Here is an 18,003-nt window from a genome sequence, read left to right on the forward strand (position 1 = left end):
GGTGGATTCAAGCTGCCGCGGCAAGACGGCTGCCGTCCGCAGAAACAGCGCGTACAGCGTCGATTGCCCGCTCCCGCATCGTGACGGCATAGGCCTCCAGCATCGCGACGCGGCCTTCGCCCCTGCCCGCTCTTGCCAGACACCCGGACAGATCCGCAGCATCGCACAGCGCCGTGACCATCCCCGAGCCGTTCGCCGGGCTCATGGCATGGATCGCATCGCCCAGCAGCGTCACCCGCTGCGATTGCCATGCTCGATCGGGCCACAGACTGCAGACGGGATGGACGGCCCATTCGGCGGGATCGCCCCGCAGGAACACGGCCTGCAGGGCCGGATCCCAATCCCGAACCAGTTGGCGAACGATCCCGTCCAGCTCGCGCGGCGTTCCCGGCAGGGTCTCCACTCCCAGACACGCACGCGTTCCCGTAAGGGCCCAATGGAAGTATTCCGGCACGTCCGTGATCCGGCAGTCCGGCACGATTTGGGCCGCCAGCCTGGGCATCGGATCGCGGAAGAACATCAGATCGATGACCCCCAGGAAACCATCGGCGACGACGGCGGCACTGCCGGCGCAGATTTCCGGACCGATCGCGCGGCAATTGGCAATCGTGGCCGTAGTGCGCCCGTTGATGCAGGCCAGACCGGTATCCTCAGGGACGACGCCGGGAAGTAGCTGGCGGCGCACGGCCGATCCAATGCCATCCGCGCCGACCAGCAGCGTACCGCGCTCTCCATGCCCATTTGCGAACCGCGCGGTTACGCCTTCGGCACTCTCCTCATATTCGATCAGCGCGTGGTCGAAGCGGATGTGCTCCTCCAGCCCGGACGCGAGGATTTCACGCATGGTCTGCCCATGCACGCAGATATCCGCAACCGCATTCCCACGCGTAGTCCAACCGCCGGAAATCGGCCATTGAACTGGCCGCAATCGAGAATCGACAAACCAGGGGCCGGGTTCGGCAAGGCTGGCGGTTCTGTGCACAAGATACAGCAGATCGACCGGCACGCAGCGCGCCAGCGCATCCTGCCCTGCCGCGTCGATCCTCAGGCGATGCCCCCGATCGCGCGCGCCAAGTGTTGCATCCTGTTCGAATAGCACAAAGGGCACGCCAGTCCGCTTCAGGGCTTGCGCAAGGCAAAGTCCGCCGATGCCGCCACCGACAAGATAACCTTCTGCGTCTCCATAGCCGGTGCTCCCCGAAATCTGCGATGCGGTTTCGATAACCATTCGCAAAAATGAGCGGTAACGCTATAAAGCCAAAATGTAATGATTTTCGGCCAAAATCGGCCAGCCCGTACCTAACCGATCGCTTTGCGGCCGATCATCGATCCGCCCCGCTCAGCAACCTCGCCCCCGGGCCTTGGAAGCCGAGACTGTCGCCAGGATTTCGAAGCGGGCAGTCCACCAGTGAGAGGCAACCGCAGCCGATACAACTGTCAAGTTGATTGCGCAGTTGGATGAGACCGGTGATCCGCTCATCCAGCATGGCCCGCCAATCCGCGGTCAGCGTGCCCCATTGCGCCGAAGTAATGGGTGTCTTGGCGAAGCGGTCGAGGTGTTCCTTGATCAGCGAGAGCGGCAGCCCCGCACGCTGGGCAATGCGGATGATCGCCACGCGCCGCAGGATGCGCCGTTCGTAACGCCGCTGGTTTCCCTCGGTACGCCACCCCTCGATAAGGCCCTTTCTCTCGTAGAAATGGATCGTGGAAACCGGGACGCCGCTGCGCTGCGCCACTTCGCCCACGGTAAGCGCCTGACTGCCTTCAAGAGTCATCTTTACCTCAACAAACGTTCAGGATTTCTAACCCGCCCGCCCAGCGAAGCAACCCAAGAAAAATCGCAATCCCTTATTTTATCGATCGGAAAATTCGATCTTGACCTGAACTATGGTTGAGGTCGTAAGAGACCAGTCGGCTTGCTTCACCGCAAGCTCCCCAATGATGGAAGATCCATCCGAGGAGCCGACATGATCCTGTTCTACGAGCCTTTGAATCCTGCGATCCGGCCGACGCCGGGAAAGCATGCAGCAACCCCGTCGCCGGATGATCGGCTCGATCCGCACTTCAGCAGTTCGCCTTCGCATTGGGTCCGTTTCCCGCCTGGCACCGGCATCGCGCGGTAATGGTGATGGAGGGAGAAACCAAAGCCAGGTCGCGCCCGGCCCAGCTGCGCACGATCGCCGTCACCACAGTGGCACTGGGGGCTCTGCTCGGCGCTCTTTTCCTCTGGCGCGCCGAGCGAAACGGCGGAGGCCAGGAATGGCCGCAGCAAGCCGTGCCGGTCGCCGCCGTCGTCGCCACGCCGCGCGATGTGCCGCAGGCGATCGATGCAGTCGGCACCCTGACGGCCGTGCGCGAAGTGACGCTCTCGCCCGAGGTGGCGGGCCGCGTTTCCGCGATCCGGTTCGAGGCAGGGCGCCGGGTTTCCGCAGGAGACCTGCTCGTGCAATTGTTCGACGGTCCAGAACAGGCCGACCGCCAGGCCGCGACGGCCAAGGCGCGGTTCTCCCAGCTTCAGTTGGCGCGGTCCAAACAGCTTGCGCCCACCGGCGCGGAACCGCGCGAGTTACTCGAACAGCGCCGCGCCGAATTCGACCAGGGACTTGCCGCCGTCCGGCAGATCGATGCGCGGCTGGTGCAGAAGCAAGTCCGCGCGCCGTTTGCAGGCCAACTGGGCATTCGCCGCGTCAACCTGGGACAGTATCTCAACCCCGGCGATCCGATCGTTACTCTGACAGCGCTCGACCAGCTCTATGTCGAATTCACGGTGCCACAACAGCAATTGGCGCGCCTTGTGCCGGGTTCCAGCGTAGCCGTCTCCAGCGATGCCTTTCCCGGGCGCTCTTTCACCGCCAGGGTCAACGCGGTGGAACCGCAGATCGGCAAGGACACCCGCAACGTCACGGTGCAGGCCCTGCTCGCCAATCCGGACCGCGCCCTGCGTCCCGGAATGTACGTGAACGCCGCGCTGGCGCTGCCACCCCGTGCCAACGCACTGGTGCTGCCGGCGACCGCGATCCAGACTTCGGCGCAAGGCGACAGCGTGATCGTGGTGCGCGGCAAGGATGCCCGCAAGCGCGGCACGGCCGAGGTCGTGCCGGTCCGCACCGGCGCACGCGTCGGCGATGCCGTGGTGGTGACGGACGGCATTCGCCCCGGCGACGTGATCGTCGCAGATGGCCAGCTTCGCGTGCAGCCCGGCGCGCAGGTCACAATCGCGACGCTCGTTTCGCAGGAGGGGCGCTGACATGGGCTTCACCGACATCTTCATACGCCGTCCGATCCTGGCGATCGTCGTCAGCCTGCTGATCCTGCTTGTCGGCCTAAGCGCCGTCTTCGCCCTCCAGATCCGCCAATACCCGCGCATGGAAAGCGCGACGATCACCATCGACACTTCCCTTCCCGGCGCCACGCAGGACGTCATGCAGGGGTTCGTGACGACGCCGATCGCCCAGTCCATCGCCACTGCCAGCGGCATCGAATACCTTACCTCCACGTCGACGCAGGGCCAGATCACATTGCCGCCAAGCTGGTGCTCAACGCCGATGCCGATCGCGCGATGACCGAGGTTCTGGCCAAAGTGCAGCAGGTGAAATACCGGCTGCCCGAAGGCGTGACCGATCCCGCGATCGCCAAGATCACCGATGGCGCTTCCGCCATCCAATATATCGCGTTCACAGCGACCGGCTCTCTGCCTCGCAAATCGCGGACTTCGTGAACCGCGTGGCGCGGCCGCTGATTACCTCCGTGCCGGGCGTTGCCTCGGCAGAGATCAGCGGCGGCGCCCCACCGGCAATGCGCATCTGGGTCGATCCCGCCAAGCTCAGCGGGCGCGGTCTTACCGCAAGCGACATCGCGGCGGCTCTGCGCGCCAACAATGTGCAGGCCGCCCCCGGCCAGCTCAAGGGCGCCAGCACTGCCATCAACATCACCGCCGGAACCGACCTGCGCGATGTCGAATCCTTCCGGCAAATGGTCATCAAGGGCGGCGATGCCGGGGGCCTCGTGCGCCTGGGCGACATCGCCACCGTGGAGCTGGGCGCCCAGAACTATGATGCGCGGGCGCTTTCCGCCGGGCACAAGTCCGTCACCGTCGCGATCGCCCCGACGCCGGATGGCAACCCGCTGGACATCGTTTCAGGGGTCAAGGCCCTGCTCCCGCAGATGCAACGCGTCGCCCCGCCGGGGCTGGAAGTGCGCAACCAGTTCGACACCGCCCACTTCGTGGAAGCCTCGATCGACGAAGTGGCGCACACCCTCATCGAAGCGGTGGCCATCGTCATCGTCGTGATCTTCCTGTTCCTGGGCACCTTCCGCGCGGTGATCATTCCCGTCGTCACCATTCCGCTGTCCCTGCTGGGCACCGCGGGACTGATGCTGGCCTTCGGGTTCTCGCTCAATCTGCTGACGCTGCTGGCCATGGTCCTCGCCATCGGCCTGGTCGTGGATGACGCCATCGTCGTGGTCGAAAACATCCATCGCCATATCGAGGAAGGGGCCAGCCCCATCGAGGCGGCCTTGCTCGGCGCGCGGGAGATCGTCGGCCCGGTCATCGCCATGACCATCACGCTGGCCGCCGTCTACGCCCCGATCGGCCTGATGGGGGGCCTGACCGGTGCGCTGTTCCGCGAATTCGCCTTTACCCTGGCGGGTTCGGTCATCGTCTCGGGCGTGATCGCCTTGACGCTCTCGCCGATGATGAGCAGCCGGCTGCTCCATGCCCGGATGGGCGAAGGCCGTCTGGAAAAGGCCCTGGAACGCGTGATGCACGGGTTGACCGGGCGTTATGTACGCTTGCTTGGCCGCACCTTGACCACGAGGGGCGCGGTGCTGATGGCCGGAGTGCTGATCCTGGGCGCCAGCGTGGTCTTCTTCCTGGGTGCCAAGCGCGAACTCGCGCCGCAGGAGGACATGGGCTACGTCTTCGTCCAGACCAAGGCACCGCAATATGCCAATGTCGACTATACCGCGCGGTACAGTGCGCAAGTCGAAGCGCTGTTCCACAAAGTGCCCGAATATGCCGACAGCTGGTTCGACGTCGGTGGCACTGGCGGCGCCAATATCGGCTTCGGCGGCATCATCATGAAGGAATGGGCAGACCGTACCCGCAATGCCGACCAGATCCAGGCAGAGATCGCCGGATCGACTTCCGCCGTGACGGGCGTCTATGCCACAGCCTTCCAGGACAGTCCGCTCCCGGCCGGCAGCGGGGGATTGCCGGTGCAGATGGTCATCCGCTCGGCGGACGATTTTCCCGAAATCTACCGCACGCTGGAGGCCATCAAGGGCGCCGCCTGGGGCAGCAAGCTCTTCGCCTTCGTCGATGCCGATCTCGCCTTCGACAGCCAGGAGGCCCACGTGTCCATCGACCGCGCCAAAGCAGGCGAACTGGGCGTGAGCATGGCCGAGATCGCAGACACCCTCGCGCTCATGGTGGGCGAGAACTATGTGAACCGCTTCAACTGGCACGACCGCTCCTACGACGTGATCACCCAGGTCCCGCAGGATCGGCGCCTGACGCCCGACAACCTCGGCGCCTTTTACGTGAAGACCGGATCGGGCAGCCTCGTGCCGCTTTCCACCGTCGCCAGCATCACCATCAATCCGCAGCCCAACAAGCTGCCCCAGTTCAACCAGATGAACTCCGCAACGATCTCCGCCGTGCTCATGCCGGGGGTGACGATGGGGCAGGCGGTGGACTTCCTGAAAGCACAGCCGCTGCCACCGGGCACCACGGTCGATTGGCTCTCGAACAGCCGCCAATACGTGCACGAGGGCAACCAGCTCACGGTCTCCTTCGCCTTCGCCCTCGTCGTGATCTTCCTGGTGCTGGCTGCCCAGTTCGAAAGCTTCCGCGATCCGCTGGTGATCCTCGTCACCGTACCGCTCGCGGTCTCCGGCGCGCTGGTGCCGCTCTATCTCGGGTTCACGACGCTCAACATCTACACGCAGATTGGCCTCGTCACTCTGATCGGGCTGATTTCCAAGCACGGTATCCTGATGGTTTCCTTCGCCAACGAGATGCAGCACACCCATGGGTGGAACCGGGCAGAGGCGATCGCCCACGCCGCCGCCGTGCGCATGCGGCCGATCTTGATGACCACGGCGGCGATGGTCGCCGGGCTCGTACCCCTGCTCTTCGCGGGTGGTGCAGGCGCGGCCAGTCGCTTCGCCATCGGCATCGTGGTGGTCATGGGCATGCTGATCGGCACCCTGTTCACCCTCTTCGTGCTGCCGACAATCTACACCCTCCTCGCCGGCGACCATCGCGCCAAGGCGCAGGCCACATCGCACCACGCGCCTTCAGACGGAGAACCGGCCCATGCGTAAGCGACAGATCGCCAGCGCCCTTGGCGCCCTCTTCACCGCCGCCTGCGCCGCAGGGCCGGACTATCATCGGCCCGCTTCCTCCGCCTCGGCAGAACAGGCATTCGTCACCCGTGCCCAGGGCATAGACCCGGCATCGCCGCTACCGAATGATTGGTGGCATCTCTACAACGACCCCGCGCTGGACGACCTCGTCGCCCGCGCTTTCGCCGCGAACACCGACCTTCGCGTGGCCTCTGCGAACCTGGCGAAAGCGCGCGCGGTACTCTCCGAAGCGCGCGCCGGGCGCCTGCCCTCCACTTCGCTCTCAGCGGGCGGCGGCTATGGGAACTCCGTCCAGGTCGGCGGCAGTCAGGGTGGCTCCGCCCAGTTCGCCGACGCCCAATGGTCGGGCAATGCCTCGGCATCGATAAGCTGGGAGGCCGACTTGTTCGGCCGCGTCAGCCGCTCCATCGAAGCCGCGCGCGCCGATGCGGAAGCGGTCGAGGCGGCACGCGACGGCGTTCGCGTGCTGGTGGCCGCCGAAACGACCCGCGCCTACCTCGATGCCTGCGCCAATGCTTATGCAGTGGACGTAGCGCGCGATTCCGCCTCCGTCGCGGCCCGCAACCTCGCTCTCGTCACCGCGCAGGAGAAAGCCGGATCGGCGGCGCGTTTCGATGTCGAACGCGCCGCCAGCGCGGCGGCCACTGCCCGCGCAGCTATCCCGGAACGCGAAGCCGCGCGGCAAGTGGCCCTGTTCGAACTGGCGGCATTGCTGGGGTCCACACCCGATTCCATCCCGCAGTCAGCGCAAGCCTGCTCCCGCCCGCCATCCCCGCTCCAGGCGCTGCCGATCGGAGACGGCGCCGCACTTCTGCGGCGACGTCCAGACTTGCGCGAGGCGGAACGCCGGCTCGCCGCCGACACGGCCCGCATCGGCGTGGCGACGGCGGACCTCTATCCGAAAATCAGTCTCGGCGGTTTTGGCGGCTTCCTGCGTAGCGAGACGGTGAAGGGCAGCGATTCCCTGTCGTTTTCGCTCGGCCCGCTCGTCACCTGGAGCTTCCCGAACATCGCGGTCGCCCGCACGCGCGTGCGACAAGCGAAAGCGCAGGGCGATGTCGCTCTCGCCACGTTCGACGGCCGAGTGCTCACCGCGCTCAAGGAAGTAGAGCAGGCCCTCACGCGCGTTGCCCAGGGCCAGCGCCGCCTGGAAGCGCTGGCCGACGCGGAAACCAGCGCCGAAAGGGCCTGGATCCTTGCCGATCAACGCTACCGCGCAGGTTCGATATCGCTGCTCGACATGCTCGTGACGCAGACCGCCCTTCTCGACGTCCGATCCGCCCATGTGGCAGCCCTTACCCAAGTGTCTTCCGACCGTGTGGATCTGTTCAAGGTTTTGGGCGGCGGATGGCGGCAAGGCTCCGAACCCGCACAACCCGCGTCGTAAGCGCGCCCCCACGCATCACTGCCGGGGCACGCTGCCCACCTACTGAAAGAAATTCGTATGCCTCATGCAATCATTGCGCTGGTGCAGAAACGCTGGTTCGGCCTTTTCGCGCGGCTTGTCCTGACGTTCGTGTTCTGGAGTGCCGGCCTTGCCGGACTGTTCGACTTCCCGGCAAAGGTGGCGGAAATGCGCGCAGTGGGCCTCATGCCCGCTGAAGCATTCGCCTTCGCCGTGACCGCCGTGCAACTGGGAGGGTCCCTGCTTGTCCTGAGCGACCGCTGGACCTGGCTTGGCGCCGGCATACTGGGCGTTTTCCTGGCTCTGACAATCCCGATCGCGCGCCCGTTCTGGACGATGGACGACCCGCTGCGGACGCAGGAGTTCTACATCGTGCTTGAACACGTCTCCCTCATTGGCGGACTCATGACCGCCGCATGGGGCGGCAGAGAGGGATCATTTCGAAGGGTTCGGTGAAACGAAGAGGGCGCTTCGCGGTCGCGGGTAGTAATATCTATTATTGCGTATGATTGCCATTAGCATTAGGCGTCGCGAGTGCGCTCCAATTCCGTTTCCCTGTTTCGCCTGCTGGTCGCGGAGCGCTCGGCACTGCTGAGATATCTGCGATCCCTGGTCGGCAGTGACGAGGCGGAAGATGTTGCCCAAGCGCTTTATCTGAAGATCCGGGCGGTCGACGATCACCCCCCGATCGCCAACAAGTGCGCGTTTCTCTACCGCATGGCGCACAATGTAGCGGTAGACGCCTTCCGGTCGGCCAAAAGCCGGGCAAGCCGCTTTTCCTCGGACGAAGACGTTCTGGCGCAAGCGCCCCCCCTGCGCCTTCGGCCGAGACCGTCCTGCTGGATCGAGAAGCCCTCGCCCGCCTTACTGCCGCCTTGTCCGAGCTATCGCATCGCTGCCAGGAGATCGTTCGGATGCACAGGGTCGAAGGTATCCCGATGGGAGACGTGGCCGAAAAACTCGGCATCAGTCGGCAGATGGTCGGGCGTTACGTCGCGCAGGCGATGGCGCACTGCCATGCGCGGATGGACGACGAAAACTGGATACCCCCGGTTTCGGATCGCAAGGACAATCCGTCAGACAATGGGCACAATGCAGACCGGGGGGCAGAAAAGTGACATCGCCGATGGATCCCACGCCTCCGGCGGAATCGATCATCACTCCCGCCATTCGGGAAGAAGCCGCACGCCTGTTTGGAGAGCGCTCGGCCGGGGCGATGACCGGGAAGGATGAGGGAGACCTTTCCGTCTGGCTGAACCAGGATTCCCGGCACGCGCAGGCCTACGCCGACATGGAACGCATCTGGACGGTGATTGATTGCTCAACCATGCCGCCGGCGCCTGCGGCGGATGATCCGGCGCCGCTGCCGAAGATGCGCCCGAGTACAACAGGCGGCATCCGCGAAGGGAAACAAAAGCCGGCTTCCACGCACCATCGGCGGGGGCGAAAGTCTCTGGGGCGGACTGCGTTGGCGGCCTGCCTTTTGATCGCCGTGTTTGCGCAATCCGGCGCGATCTTCACGCGCCTGCGCGCAGATGCCGTCACCGGAGTGGGCGTGCAGCGCAATGTCACCCTGCCGGACGGGTCCAGGCATTTCTCAATACCGACAGCGCCATCGCCATCGACTATGACGCTGGGCGGCAGGTCCGTCTGCTGCGGGGAGAAGCTGCTTTCACTGTGGCCCCGGCCGCCGGCAAACCTTTCGTCGTCGCCGTGGGAGACGGCACGGTTACGGCGCTCGGTACCCGCTTCGTCGTCCGCATGGCAAGCGAGGGTTGCCGTTACCGAGCACAGTGTGCGCGTCCATGACACTGAAACGCCCGGGACCACGGCAGCCTGCGTCGCGACAATGGGTTTGGACTGGATAAAACCATTCAAAGCGTTGCTGGCATTAGAGCGCGAACTGCCACAACTCCGGAGAGCGTCTGATCACGTCGGAGGCATTGCTGGCATCTTGTACAAAATCAGGAAATTCCGATTTTCTCTATCATCCGCATGACGGCATGGACCGTCGAAGTGTAGCTCGGGCTGGTCGCGTAGCCAGCCCGGGCCACCTCGGCAACAAATGCGAACGGATCGTTGAGATGTTCGAAAGCGCCGGCATAGCGCTTCGCCGTTGAGAGGAGGCGGCCGTGGTCATCGAACGAGGCTTCGGCATTCGAATATGCCCGGAACCAATCGCGCACGACGTATTTGAACTGGCCGTTCGGAAGCTCGGTGATGGAAATCACTTCTGGAAACACCGCGTTACGGTGGGGAAGATATTCCACGGTGCGGAGCAATTGACGGGTTTCCTCCGGATCCGATGCATGAGCCTTGATACCGAAGAAATTATAACGAGGTGCCCGCTCGGCCCATCCCGATTCCAGCGCTGCCTGACCCAGCGTCACGAGCGAAGGCACGCGGTGAATAGCCTCCGACGCACGGGCGGCAGGCGCAAACATGGTGACGAACTGCTGGGGCGACAGCTTGTAAGTCCCCACATTGGGCGGCACCGGCCCCGGTGTGGGCGACGGAGGAAGCGGAAGTGATTGCGGGCTTTCTCCCAAGGCTTTTGCCAGTGCCGCCTTGGTCGCAGATCCGACGATACCATCCACCGTCAACCTCGCGCGCTCCTGGAAACTGCGCACCGCTCGATCTGTATTTGGCCCGAAGGCACCGTCTATGGCCAAGTCGTGGCCAAGCTTCACCAGCGCGCGTTGAAGTGTTGCCACTGCCAGTCCGGCACTGCCTGGGCGCAATGGCGCGCCAAGAAGGAACTCGGCAGTTCCCTTGAGGCGATCGCTTACAGCCGAATTGCCGTCGGCCTCGTTGTCGATCATCGTCCGGAAGGCCGGGAGCAAGGTGCTCTCGAAAGCGCCACTCATGCTTTCGTGCGCGTGCCAGCTCGGTTCGATCAGTCCTTCGCCGGCGCTCTCGAATTCGGTGTCGTTTTCCCACTCTGAATCGATCCCGGCCGCAACCGCAAGGTCGATGTGGACATGAAGGATCAGCGGATTCGGCCCATGCCAGTTAAGGTTGGTGACCCGCCCTTTGCTCCTTGAAGGGCTGCCGACAAAAATGACATGCCGCCGACCAAACTCCCGGTTGATCGTATCAGCGACGCCAAAGTCATTGTAGATCGCCCGCCAGTTCGCACCCGCTGCCTTGGCGGCGACGTCTACAGCGCGAAGCAGGGCTAGAGCGTCGTCCGCCCGGTAGAAGCCCCGGCCGTCGCGACCGGGAATGAACAAGTCCACCGAATAGCCCCGGTCAACGAAGCCCTGGCTGCCGTGGCGGCGATAGGTCGAGACCGATACGCGCGGTATTCGCCTCTTCAATTCGGCAACGAAGCGCGAAGTAGTAGGCGCGACGGGCGCTAGATTGCTGCCGCCAATCGCGGGATCGGCCGCAAGGGCCATCATGGCCGCCGGAGGCGCGAAAGGTCCGAGCGCAGCAATCCCGCTCGCGCCCCGTGTTTCGAAGCGCATCTGTTGATCCCTGCTGATCTTCCACGCCTGAGTGACCGCAGATTCGGTTACCTTGGCCCCGTACCGTGCTCGCGCGCCTTCAAGAGTGGCAGCATGGTCTGCAATCAACGCAAGTCGTTTGGTCTCTGCATCGACACGGCCACCGCTGCTCCGGCTCCATTCCGTCGCGAGCGCCCGCGAAAAGTCATCGATCGTCGACGAATCCTGCGGGATCGGTGGCACTGGCGACGGGCCAGGTGGTACCGGCACTGGGCCGTTTGGGATGCTGCCGCCAAGCGCCGCGGCGATCGCCGCTTTGGTCTGAGGTCCGACCATTCCGTCGGGAGTAAGCCTGGCGGTCGTTTGAAATCGCCGCACGGCAGCTTCGGTTTGCGGGCCGAAGCGACCGTCAATGTCAATAGGATGGCCCAATGAGCGAAGTGCACGCTGAAGCGCGCTGACGCCCTCTCCCTGATCGCCATGGCGCAATGCGGGACCGAGAAGGAATGCGGCAGCGTCACGCAATCGATCGGTCACGCCGCTGCCTTCGTGGTCAATCAGCTCCAGTGTCTCGAACAACTCGGGGTCGCTAAATTCCTCACCCATCAATTCGGTCGCATGTCGTGAGCCGCAGTGGCAGGGGCCGGCGCGCTCCTCTTCCCATTCGCTCTCATCGGCAGCCAGGCTGCCGGCCTCATCGGCGAATTGTTCGTCCCTGACGCCCTTGAAGTCCAGCCAATCGAGTTCCTCGGTTTCGTTCTCATTCTTTGGAGCGATGAATGGCTCTTGCTCCCCGAGCGCTGCCTCGGTCCATTCGGTCGACGTGCCACCCGCCGGGTGCCAGGCGCGTTCGAAAATTTCCGGAGCCTCGGACAATGTCGCCCGCGCCTCGGTCGCGAAGAAGGCATAGCTATCGGCATTGTCGAGCGCTTTGGCCGGAGAGAGGCGAGCATAGGCGGCCTCGTGATGATAGGCCTGATCGCCTATTCCGACGTACCGATGCGCCACCTCGTGAATGACAATCTGCTCCTGCGCATCGCTTGATCGCATGGGGAAGTTGCAATGGTTCGTTCGTGCGTCGAAGCACACGTTGACGTAGCCTCGCCCCCCGAACAGCTGCGTGTCGTACGCGAAGCCGCATACCATGCCATGGGCGTCCGCCTTGCATGCGCGGGCCGCGTTGAAGCGTATGCCCCCGACGAATGCCTTGGCGATACGCATAAGGTTCGTCAGTATCTTGCGCAGGTCATCTCGACGGACCGTATGGAAATGATCGAGGAGGAGGTGCCGCGTTGCCGGCGACATGCGGTCGGGCCTGCCATAGGCACTGCCGACGAACGAGGCGGCGTGGCGCAGGGAAGTCAACGAGCGCTCGGCTGCATCGGTCAGCAGAGTCCTTTCTTGCGCGGAGCAATTGTTGAACGAATGGGGCGTGCCGGTCTCATTGTCCAAAAGCGCTTCATCGAAATTGTAAGGCCCCATCTCCGCCCCGGAGAAGGCGTTCTCGCCAGCTTGCCATTTGCCCGCAGGGACCGGCGCGAATGGCAGCTCGAGGCCGATCGGATCGTAATCGTGCATGACCTTGCTCATCGCCCACCTCCACTGTGGGGCGCCGAATTCAGGAGGCGCCAACCAATTTCCGCACCGGGGCCGTCGTAACAGCCCGCGCGCGTGCCTTCAGATCCTTGCCCGTGGCCGCACTCCACTCCGTGATCACGCGGCGCGCCTGGGTTCCGTAGACTGTCGTTGGTCCCACCGGCTGATCGCGGTAGAGAATGTAGGACAACGTGGGGTCCACGATCACGCCGGACTCGATAACGCGCATGACCTTCGACATGCTTTCGGCCATCTCGAACAGCGCTGTCGACTTGCTGTGCGCGGCAAGTCCGACTTTGGCGCCCAGATTGGTCAACCGTCCTGCCGCGCTGGTCGATTGCGCCGCTGTATCGAGTATCACCGGCGAATCGAAGCTGAAGGTGAGATCCACCCATCCGAGCACCGTGGCGGCTGCGAGTTCCTCCCGCGCCAGCAAGCTGCCTTCGCCCTCCCCTTTGCGGCGGGCGCGAAGCATGTACATCAGCGCCTCGGTCAGCCGGAATATGCGATCATCGTCCGACGCATTGACGCCCGAGAAGTTCTTGAGATTGGTGATCGCCTGCCACAGTTCGAACAGCAGCTCCTCGAACAGCCCCACAAAGCCCGTGTTCGCGGCAGTGGCGCGATCGAAGACCGGCGGGCGATTGTCGTCGGCGCCAAATGCCAGATCGAGACCGAACAACCGCCAGTAGGCCCTTCGGCGCGCACTTTCGCCATCGCTCGATGCCGGCGCGGTCGAAAGCCAGGCGGCAAAAGGATTTTCCGCCCCGAACAGCAGCGCCTCGGTGACATCGAGCCAGCGAAGCGTTTCCCGGCTCGGGATACCCAGTGCCTCGCCCGAGCGGTACTCTCGCACGACCCGTTTCAGAATTTGCACGGCGCGACTGTTCTCGAGCGCGAAACTGTAGCCCAGGTGATCCCAGGCCTGATCGCCGGCAGGCGGAGCGAAAATGCCAAACTGGCCCTGTGCCGCCAGATTACGCCGAGCCGACGGTGGGAATGTCGGGAACAGGACGGACGTATCCCATGCTGTCCAGACCTGCTCGAAATGAAGCACCAGATCGAGTGGATCGGCCGTCAGAACTGCGGTGCGCACGGAATCGAGCGGCAGCGCCGAGAAGGATGGGTCGGTGTGGATACGCTCCACCAGCTGCGGGATCATGAGCGGCTCCTCCTCTGCTCTAGGGAACTGGGCGGAAAGGTTGGGTGGGTCGCGCGGAACAGGTCGGTGTTGGGCGGACGGCTGAGTTCGCGCGCTATCTTCGCAAGCAGCATGTTGCTTGCATCACTGGCCGGTTTGGGCCGGCCGGTAAGATCTCCAAGCCGGTCGAATACGTCTCCGATGCCGTTTTCGATCACGCGCTGAAGAACGGCGGTGCCCGCCACTTGCTCGACGAGTCCGCGCAGGCTTTCGATCTCTCTTTGCAAGTGGGCATCGCGCCGGTTCATGGTGTCTATAATCAGCGCGTCGACCAACGCTTCCTCGCTCGGCGCGCCTTGTTCCGCCTCGCCCGGATCGCTGCCGCGCCCGCCGGTCCTGGACTTTCGGGGTGCTTGCATGTCTCAACTCCTTGGGTTTGCAATTCCGGTAGCAGGTTCGGCAGTCAGCCAAGCGCGGGCCCGGCTGATCCAGTGTTCGGCACTCGATGGTTTTTCTGCTTCGCGCAGCCCGGCGAGTGCGAGGATGCGGATGCCATCCGAACGCCGCCAGTGAGGTGAGCTCCACAGCGCTGGACCGGCCGTCCGCTCGAGTTCGGCAAGCGCATCGGGACTGACGCGCGCCGGATCGAGCACGCTCGTCATCGGCCGTCCGGACAAAGCCGGGATCGGGGCTGTCAGGCAAGCGCGCGCAATCTTGCCGATGGCACCGAGCGAACGCGCCAGCAGCGGCCGCAACGTATCGTCGGCACGCGAGAGCGGGTGATGAACACGCATGGCCCGCATCAGCGTCGACCATGGCCCGGTCTGGCCGAATGCTTCGGCAGACATCGCACAGCCGAGCGCGGTGCGCAGCCAGCCGATCGGGTGCGGATCGCCGACCGGCCAGCGAAGGATCGTGCGCGCGTCGCCGACGACGTCGTAGAGAGCCGCTACCGACGCATAGCCCGTGTGAAGAAAAGCAAAGACATCCGCAGCGATCTCGGAGCTCCACGGAACCCACATGTGCTGCAGCTCTGCATCCCCGGCAAGTGCCTCTGCAATCGCAGAGCGCATCTTCGGCACCCAGCCCGTCAAATGCGCAACCTGGTGCCCGCTTTCATGGAACAGGGACGTAGGACGATAGAGGTTGTGCCGGACAATCTTTATCGCAGCGACCGGCATGACTGCACCAGGAACCCAAAGACGGATACCGGCGCGTAAAATCGACGCTCCGGTACCTTTGTCCTGGTAGACCAGAACGGGCGGAACCGACTTGCCTGCGGCAGTCAGCACTGCCGACATGCTCTCCGCCGCCAGCCGATCCAGTTCCGAAAGCGCGGAGCGCAGTTTTGGGCTGGTACGCGTATTGACTGCGTCGCCGAAGAAATCGAGTGTCGTGTCGACCTGCACGTATCGGTGCCGGAAATCCTGCAATTTCGATTGTACTTCCGGCACCCGCGCGGGATCGCTCCGCGCCGCCCCGATCATCTTGAAGCAGGCCTCGCCGTGGCGGATGAGGTCCTGGACAATTTCGTGCAGTTGTTGGCGCAGCGGAATGCCCACGCTGCGTTCGACCGATCGCCAGGCATCGAGAGAGGCAAATTCCTCGGCGTCACGAAACGTCCGCGCAGCCGCAAGCCAGTGCGCCAGTTGGCGCTCCAGGTCCTCGACGAGGATGTGATGGTCGATTGGAATTGCAGCGTTCATGACCTTTTGGTCCCAGGGTTGACGCTGATGTCGATCGCCGGTTTGGCGCGAACGCCTTTGAGCAGCTTGGCAACGGCGCCAAGCCCACCGCTCTGCGCGAGCTTCCCGATTTCCTTGAGAAACGGGGCCTGCACATGCACGCGAACGGTAACCCCCTCATCGGGATGACCTGCCGCGCGTGCAAAGCTCTCGCCGCCCGTCCTGGCCCATTGTCCCAGTGCCGGCAGAATCCAGGCCGCCAGTCGGCGCCTGATCTTGTGGCGGATTGCCGAGGGCATCAATTTCCCAAGGTGGGGGGCGAAGTCCTCGTGATCTTCCTGATCCTCATTGTCTTCGCGGCGAACAGCTTTGGCAGGAAGGCGCAGCCCGATCTGGCTGCTTGCCGCCACGAGCGCGCGCAGCAGCGGCGCCGCCCCTTCGCCTTTGCGGATCGATTGGACGATCTGCTGCGCCTCGGCTTCCGAAAAGAACAGGCTGATCGTAACGAGACCCTTCAAGTAGTCGGATCGAATATGGGCTTTTGTTGGTCTCGCCCGAGTTGTCAGGGGAGCGCCTACGGGCTGCAGCACATAGACGCGCTGACCGGCCGCTATCCGACCCGGCGAGCGCATGAAGCGCGAAGGAACAGCGCCGCCGAGACGCGGCTCGCGCAGCAACATCCCGGCGGCGGCGGCTGTCAGCGGATGAAAGCTGGCCTTGCCACCGCGGGCTGCCCGATCGAAGCGTCCTATTGCAGCAAGGCTGGTGCCCGGCGCGGCCTGGTAAATATGCATCCGCGCTTTCATGGGAAAGGCGGTGCCCGAAGCACGCAGGACTTCTCCCAGGGTGCTGCCGCCAAACGTAGGGATGGAGTCGGCGATCTGTGCCGTCAGATCGACGTCGGGCACGCGGCTGTATTTGCGGTAGGTACGCGTATGCCTGGGGCGGCGCGCCACGAACGTCCCACCGAGCGACGGTGCGCGTTGTAAGTCGACCCGCACCAGGTCTTGAGGGAAATGCGTTGCGATCGCCTCACCGAACGCCTCCGCCGTCGCAAGCTGCAACAGTTCTTCGCTCTCGAAAACAAACTCCTCGTGCTCGGAGAGGCGGCGAACGGTATCCTCGATCACCGCAGCGAGCGCGACAGGGGCCGCACGGCTTTCGCTTTCGCCAGCGGTGCCATCCTCAGCCTCGAGCGTCATCAGCTTGAGACCCGTGTCAACAATGGCATTAGAAAGCGCCTTTGCCATTTCCGGCGAAACCCAGCGGCGGATAACCTTACCGAGATAGCCAGCCAGAAAACCAACCACCTTGGGCCTGCCGACCAGATTGATCCCGAGGCGAACCGCGCCAAGGAGCGCAGGCACGAACTGTTCAACTGCCGGCGTCAGGTCCTCGCCATCGCGCGCCTCCGCCAATCGGTCGATCAGTGCACCTCTTGCACGGGCCAGTTCGATGAGACGGCCTTCCTCATATTCGCCTTCATGATCCTCGCTCTCTTCGTTTTCGAAACTTTCGGCGCCTGGCGAGACGATCGCTTCGGCCAGCGCAACGTCGAACTCCGCAGCCAGCGTCTGGGGATCTGCAAGATTGGTCGGCGAAACCCCGTCGCTCTCGTCCTCTTCCTCACTCGCCTCGAGCTTGATCTTGCTGGCAAGCTGGCGCGCGGCGGGTCTTAAAGGCGCAGGCAGCCTACCGACGGCGAAGGACAGCACACGCTTCAAGAGGGGATTGATCAGGCTCTTGAGCTTGTTGAACACCGGTGCGAGCAGAGGACTTACAAGTGAGCCGACCTTCTTGGCGACGCTGACGACTTTGCCGACGACATTTTTAGCCTTGCGGATAAGGGAGCCGATGAACTCCTCCCCGACAGGACCGAGTTCGGTCGACTGCGGGTCGAAGCGATCAAGCAATTCCGCCAGAGTGTCTTCACCAAGCGCGCCAAGATCCATCCCGGCGAGCCCTTCGCTCAGGGAATCGAGATAGCGTTCCGCCTCGTATCGCACTTCAGACAACCGGGCCTCACCGTATCGTTGTCGCTCGGGTCCGTAGGCACCGTCCTCGCCGGCGAAGCGCTCGGATATGTCGCGCTCCAGATCTTCGGCGAGCGCAGCAAGGGATTCGTCGAAATTTTCATCCCGGAGTTCGGCCAGGGCTTCGGCAACGCGCTGGGCGGTGTCGTCTCCAGCGAAGTGATCTTCCCAGGATTCGGCGAATGGAGAGCTTTCCGTATTCCAGCCGGCAGTCGGCGAGCTGGGCGCTTCCGGTTCGGAAAACGCCTCGGCGAAGGGGCTTTCCAGGGTCTCACCGGACGTCCAGCGAGTTCCGACTACATCTTGGGCATCTGACATCGCG

The 18,003-nt window shown here is 63.8% G+C and carries 16 protein-coding genes; 9 read left to right on the forward strand and 7 right to left on the reverse strand.

The features are described from left to right. Window positions 1-7: 7 nt before the first annotated feature. Together EDF58_RS13480 and soxR are read right to left on the reverse strand one after the other, a co-directional pair. On the reverse strand, window positions 8-1,228 hold the full coding sequence (locus EDF58_RS13480) for an FAD-dependent monooxygenase (RefSeq protein WP_132266391.1): 1,221 nt from the start codon (window positions 1,226-1,228) through the stop codon (window positions 8-10). Window positions 1,229-1,322: 94 nt separating this feature from the next. Further along, window positions 1,323-1,775, reverse strand: a complete 453-nt coding sequence (gene soxR / locus EDF58_RS13485; protein ID WP_132266394.1) for a redox-sensitive transcriptional activator SoxR — start codon at window positions 1,773-1,775, stop codon at window positions 1,323-1,325. Window positions 1,776-1,967: 192 nt separating this feature from the next. On the opposite strand from soxR, the gene EDF58_RS25870 reads away from it, so the two are divergent. The 9 genes from EDF58_RS25870 to EDF58_RS13520 all read left to right on the forward strand — a co-directional run bounded on the left by EDF58_RS25870 (window position 1,968) and on the right by EDF58_RS13520 (window position 9,776). Beyond that, window positions 1,968-2,123, forward strand: a complete 156-nt coding sequence (locus tag EDF58_RS25870; protein WP_165921410.1) for a hypothetical protein — start codon at window positions 1,968-1,970, stop codon at window positions 2,121-2,123. Beyond that, on the forward strand, window positions 2,123-3,247 hold the full coding sequence (locus tag EDF58_RS13490; RefSeq protein ID WP_132266398.1) for an efflux RND transporter periplasmic adaptor subunit: 1,125 nt from the start codon (window positions 2,123-2,125) through the stop codon (window positions 3,245-3,247). The genes EDF58_RS25870 and EDF58_RS13490 overlap by 1 nt, the downstream gene beginning before the upstream one ends. Window position 3,248: 1 nt before the next feature. Then, window positions 3,249-3,563 (forward strand): efflux RND transporter permease subunit, encoded by a 315-nt coding sequence (locus EDF58_RS26695; protein ID WP_347812892.1) that lies wholly within the window; start codon window positions 3,249-3,251, stop codon window positions 3,561-3,563. Next, entirely contained in the window at window positions 3,560-3,718 is a 159-nt protein-coding gene (locus EDF58_RS26700; RefSeq protein WP_347812893.1) for a hypothetical protein, read from the forward strand. The genes EDF58_RS26695 and EDF58_RS26700 overlap by 4 nt, the downstream gene beginning before the upstream one ends. Beyond that, window positions 3,715-6,330, forward strand: coding sequence for an efflux RND transporter permease subunit (locus tag EDF58_RS13495; RefSeq protein WP_347812894.1), 2,616 nt, complete (start codon window positions 3,715-3,717; stop codon window positions 6,328-6,330). Before EDF58_RS26700 ends, EDF58_RS13495 begins: the two co-directional genes overlap by 4 nt. Next, window positions 6,323-7,759 (forward strand): efflux transporter outer membrane subunit, encoded by a 1,437-nt coding sequence (locus EDF58_RS13500; protein ID WP_132266401.1) that lies wholly within the window; start codon window positions 6,323-6,325, stop codon window positions 7,757-7,759. The genes EDF58_RS13495 and EDF58_RS13500 overlap by 8 nt, the downstream gene beginning before the upstream one ends. Window positions 7,760-7,816: 57 nt before the next feature. Continuing rightward, a complete protein-coding gene (locus EDF58_RS13505; protein WP_132266404.1) occupies window positions 7,817-8,233 on the forward strand; it encodes a DoxX family protein in 417 nt (138 codons plus the stop codon). Between the two features lie 242 nt (window positions 8,234-8,475). Next, window positions 8,476-8,895 carry a sigma factor-like helix-turn-helix DNA-binding protein gene (locus EDF58_RS26635; RefSeq protein WP_132266407.1) on the forward strand — a complete coding sequence of 140 codons (420 nt, stop codon included), beginning with the start codon at window positions 8,476-8,478 and terminating at the stop codon, window positions 8,893-8,895. An 8-nt stretch (window positions 8,896-8,903) separates the two neighbouring features. Then, window positions 8,904-9,776, forward strand: a complete 873-nt coding sequence (locus EDF58_RS13520; protein ID WP_132266410.1) for a DUF4880 domain-containing protein — start codon at window positions 8,904-8,906, stop codon at window positions 9,774-9,776. On the opposite strand, the gene EDF58_RS26115 is transcribed toward EDF58_RS13520, so the two are convergent. The 5 genes from EDF58_RS26115 to EDF58_RS13545 are packed head-to-tail and all read right to left on the reverse strand — an operon-like array spanning window position 9,742 to window position 17,999. After that, on the reverse strand, window positions 9,742-12,816 hold the full coding sequence (locus tag EDF58_RS26115) for a peptidoglycan-binding protein (protein WP_132266412.1): 3,075 nt from the start codon (window positions 12,814-12,816) through the stop codon (window positions 9,742-9,744). The two genes, EDF58_RS13520 and EDF58_RS26115, sit on opposite strands and share 35 nt — an antisense overlap. A 28-nt stretch (window positions 12,817-12,844) precedes the next feature. After that, the gene (locus tag EDF58_RS13530; RefSeq protein WP_132266415.1) at window positions 12,845-13,984 is read right to left on the reverse strand and encodes a hypothetical protein; all 1,140 of its coding nucleotides are present in this window, start codon (window positions 13,982-13,984) and stop codon (window positions 12,845-12,847) included. After that, entirely contained in the window at window positions 13,981-14,382 is a 402-nt protein-coding gene (locus tag EDF58_RS13535) for a hypothetical protein (protein ID WP_132266418.1), read from the reverse strand. The genes EDF58_RS13530 and EDF58_RS13535 overlap by 4 nt, the downstream gene beginning before the upstream one ends. A 3-nt stretch (window positions 14,383-14,385) precedes the next feature. After that, window positions 14,386-15,669 carry a hypothetical protein gene (locus tag EDF58_RS13540; protein ID WP_132266421.1) on the reverse strand — a complete coding sequence of 428 codons (1,284 nt, stop codon included), beginning with the start codon at window positions 15,667-15,669 and terminating at the stop codon, window positions 14,386-14,388. Further along, window positions 15,666-17,999: a hypothetical protein gene (locus tag EDF58_RS13545; protein WP_132266424.1), complete on the reverse strand. Its 2,334-nt coding sequence runs from the start codon at window positions 17,997-17,999 to the stop codon at window positions 15,666-15,668. The genes EDF58_RS13540 and EDF58_RS13545 overlap by 4 nt, the downstream gene beginning before the upstream one ends. Window positions 18,000-18,003: the final 4 nt, after the last annotated feature.

Origin of the sequence: Novosphingobium sp. PhB57 (assembly GCF_004342985.1) — a bacterium.
In the GTDB taxonomy this organism is placed as follows: Bacteria; Pseudomonadota; Alphaproteobacteria; order Sphingomonadales; family Sphingomonadaceae; genus Novosphingobium.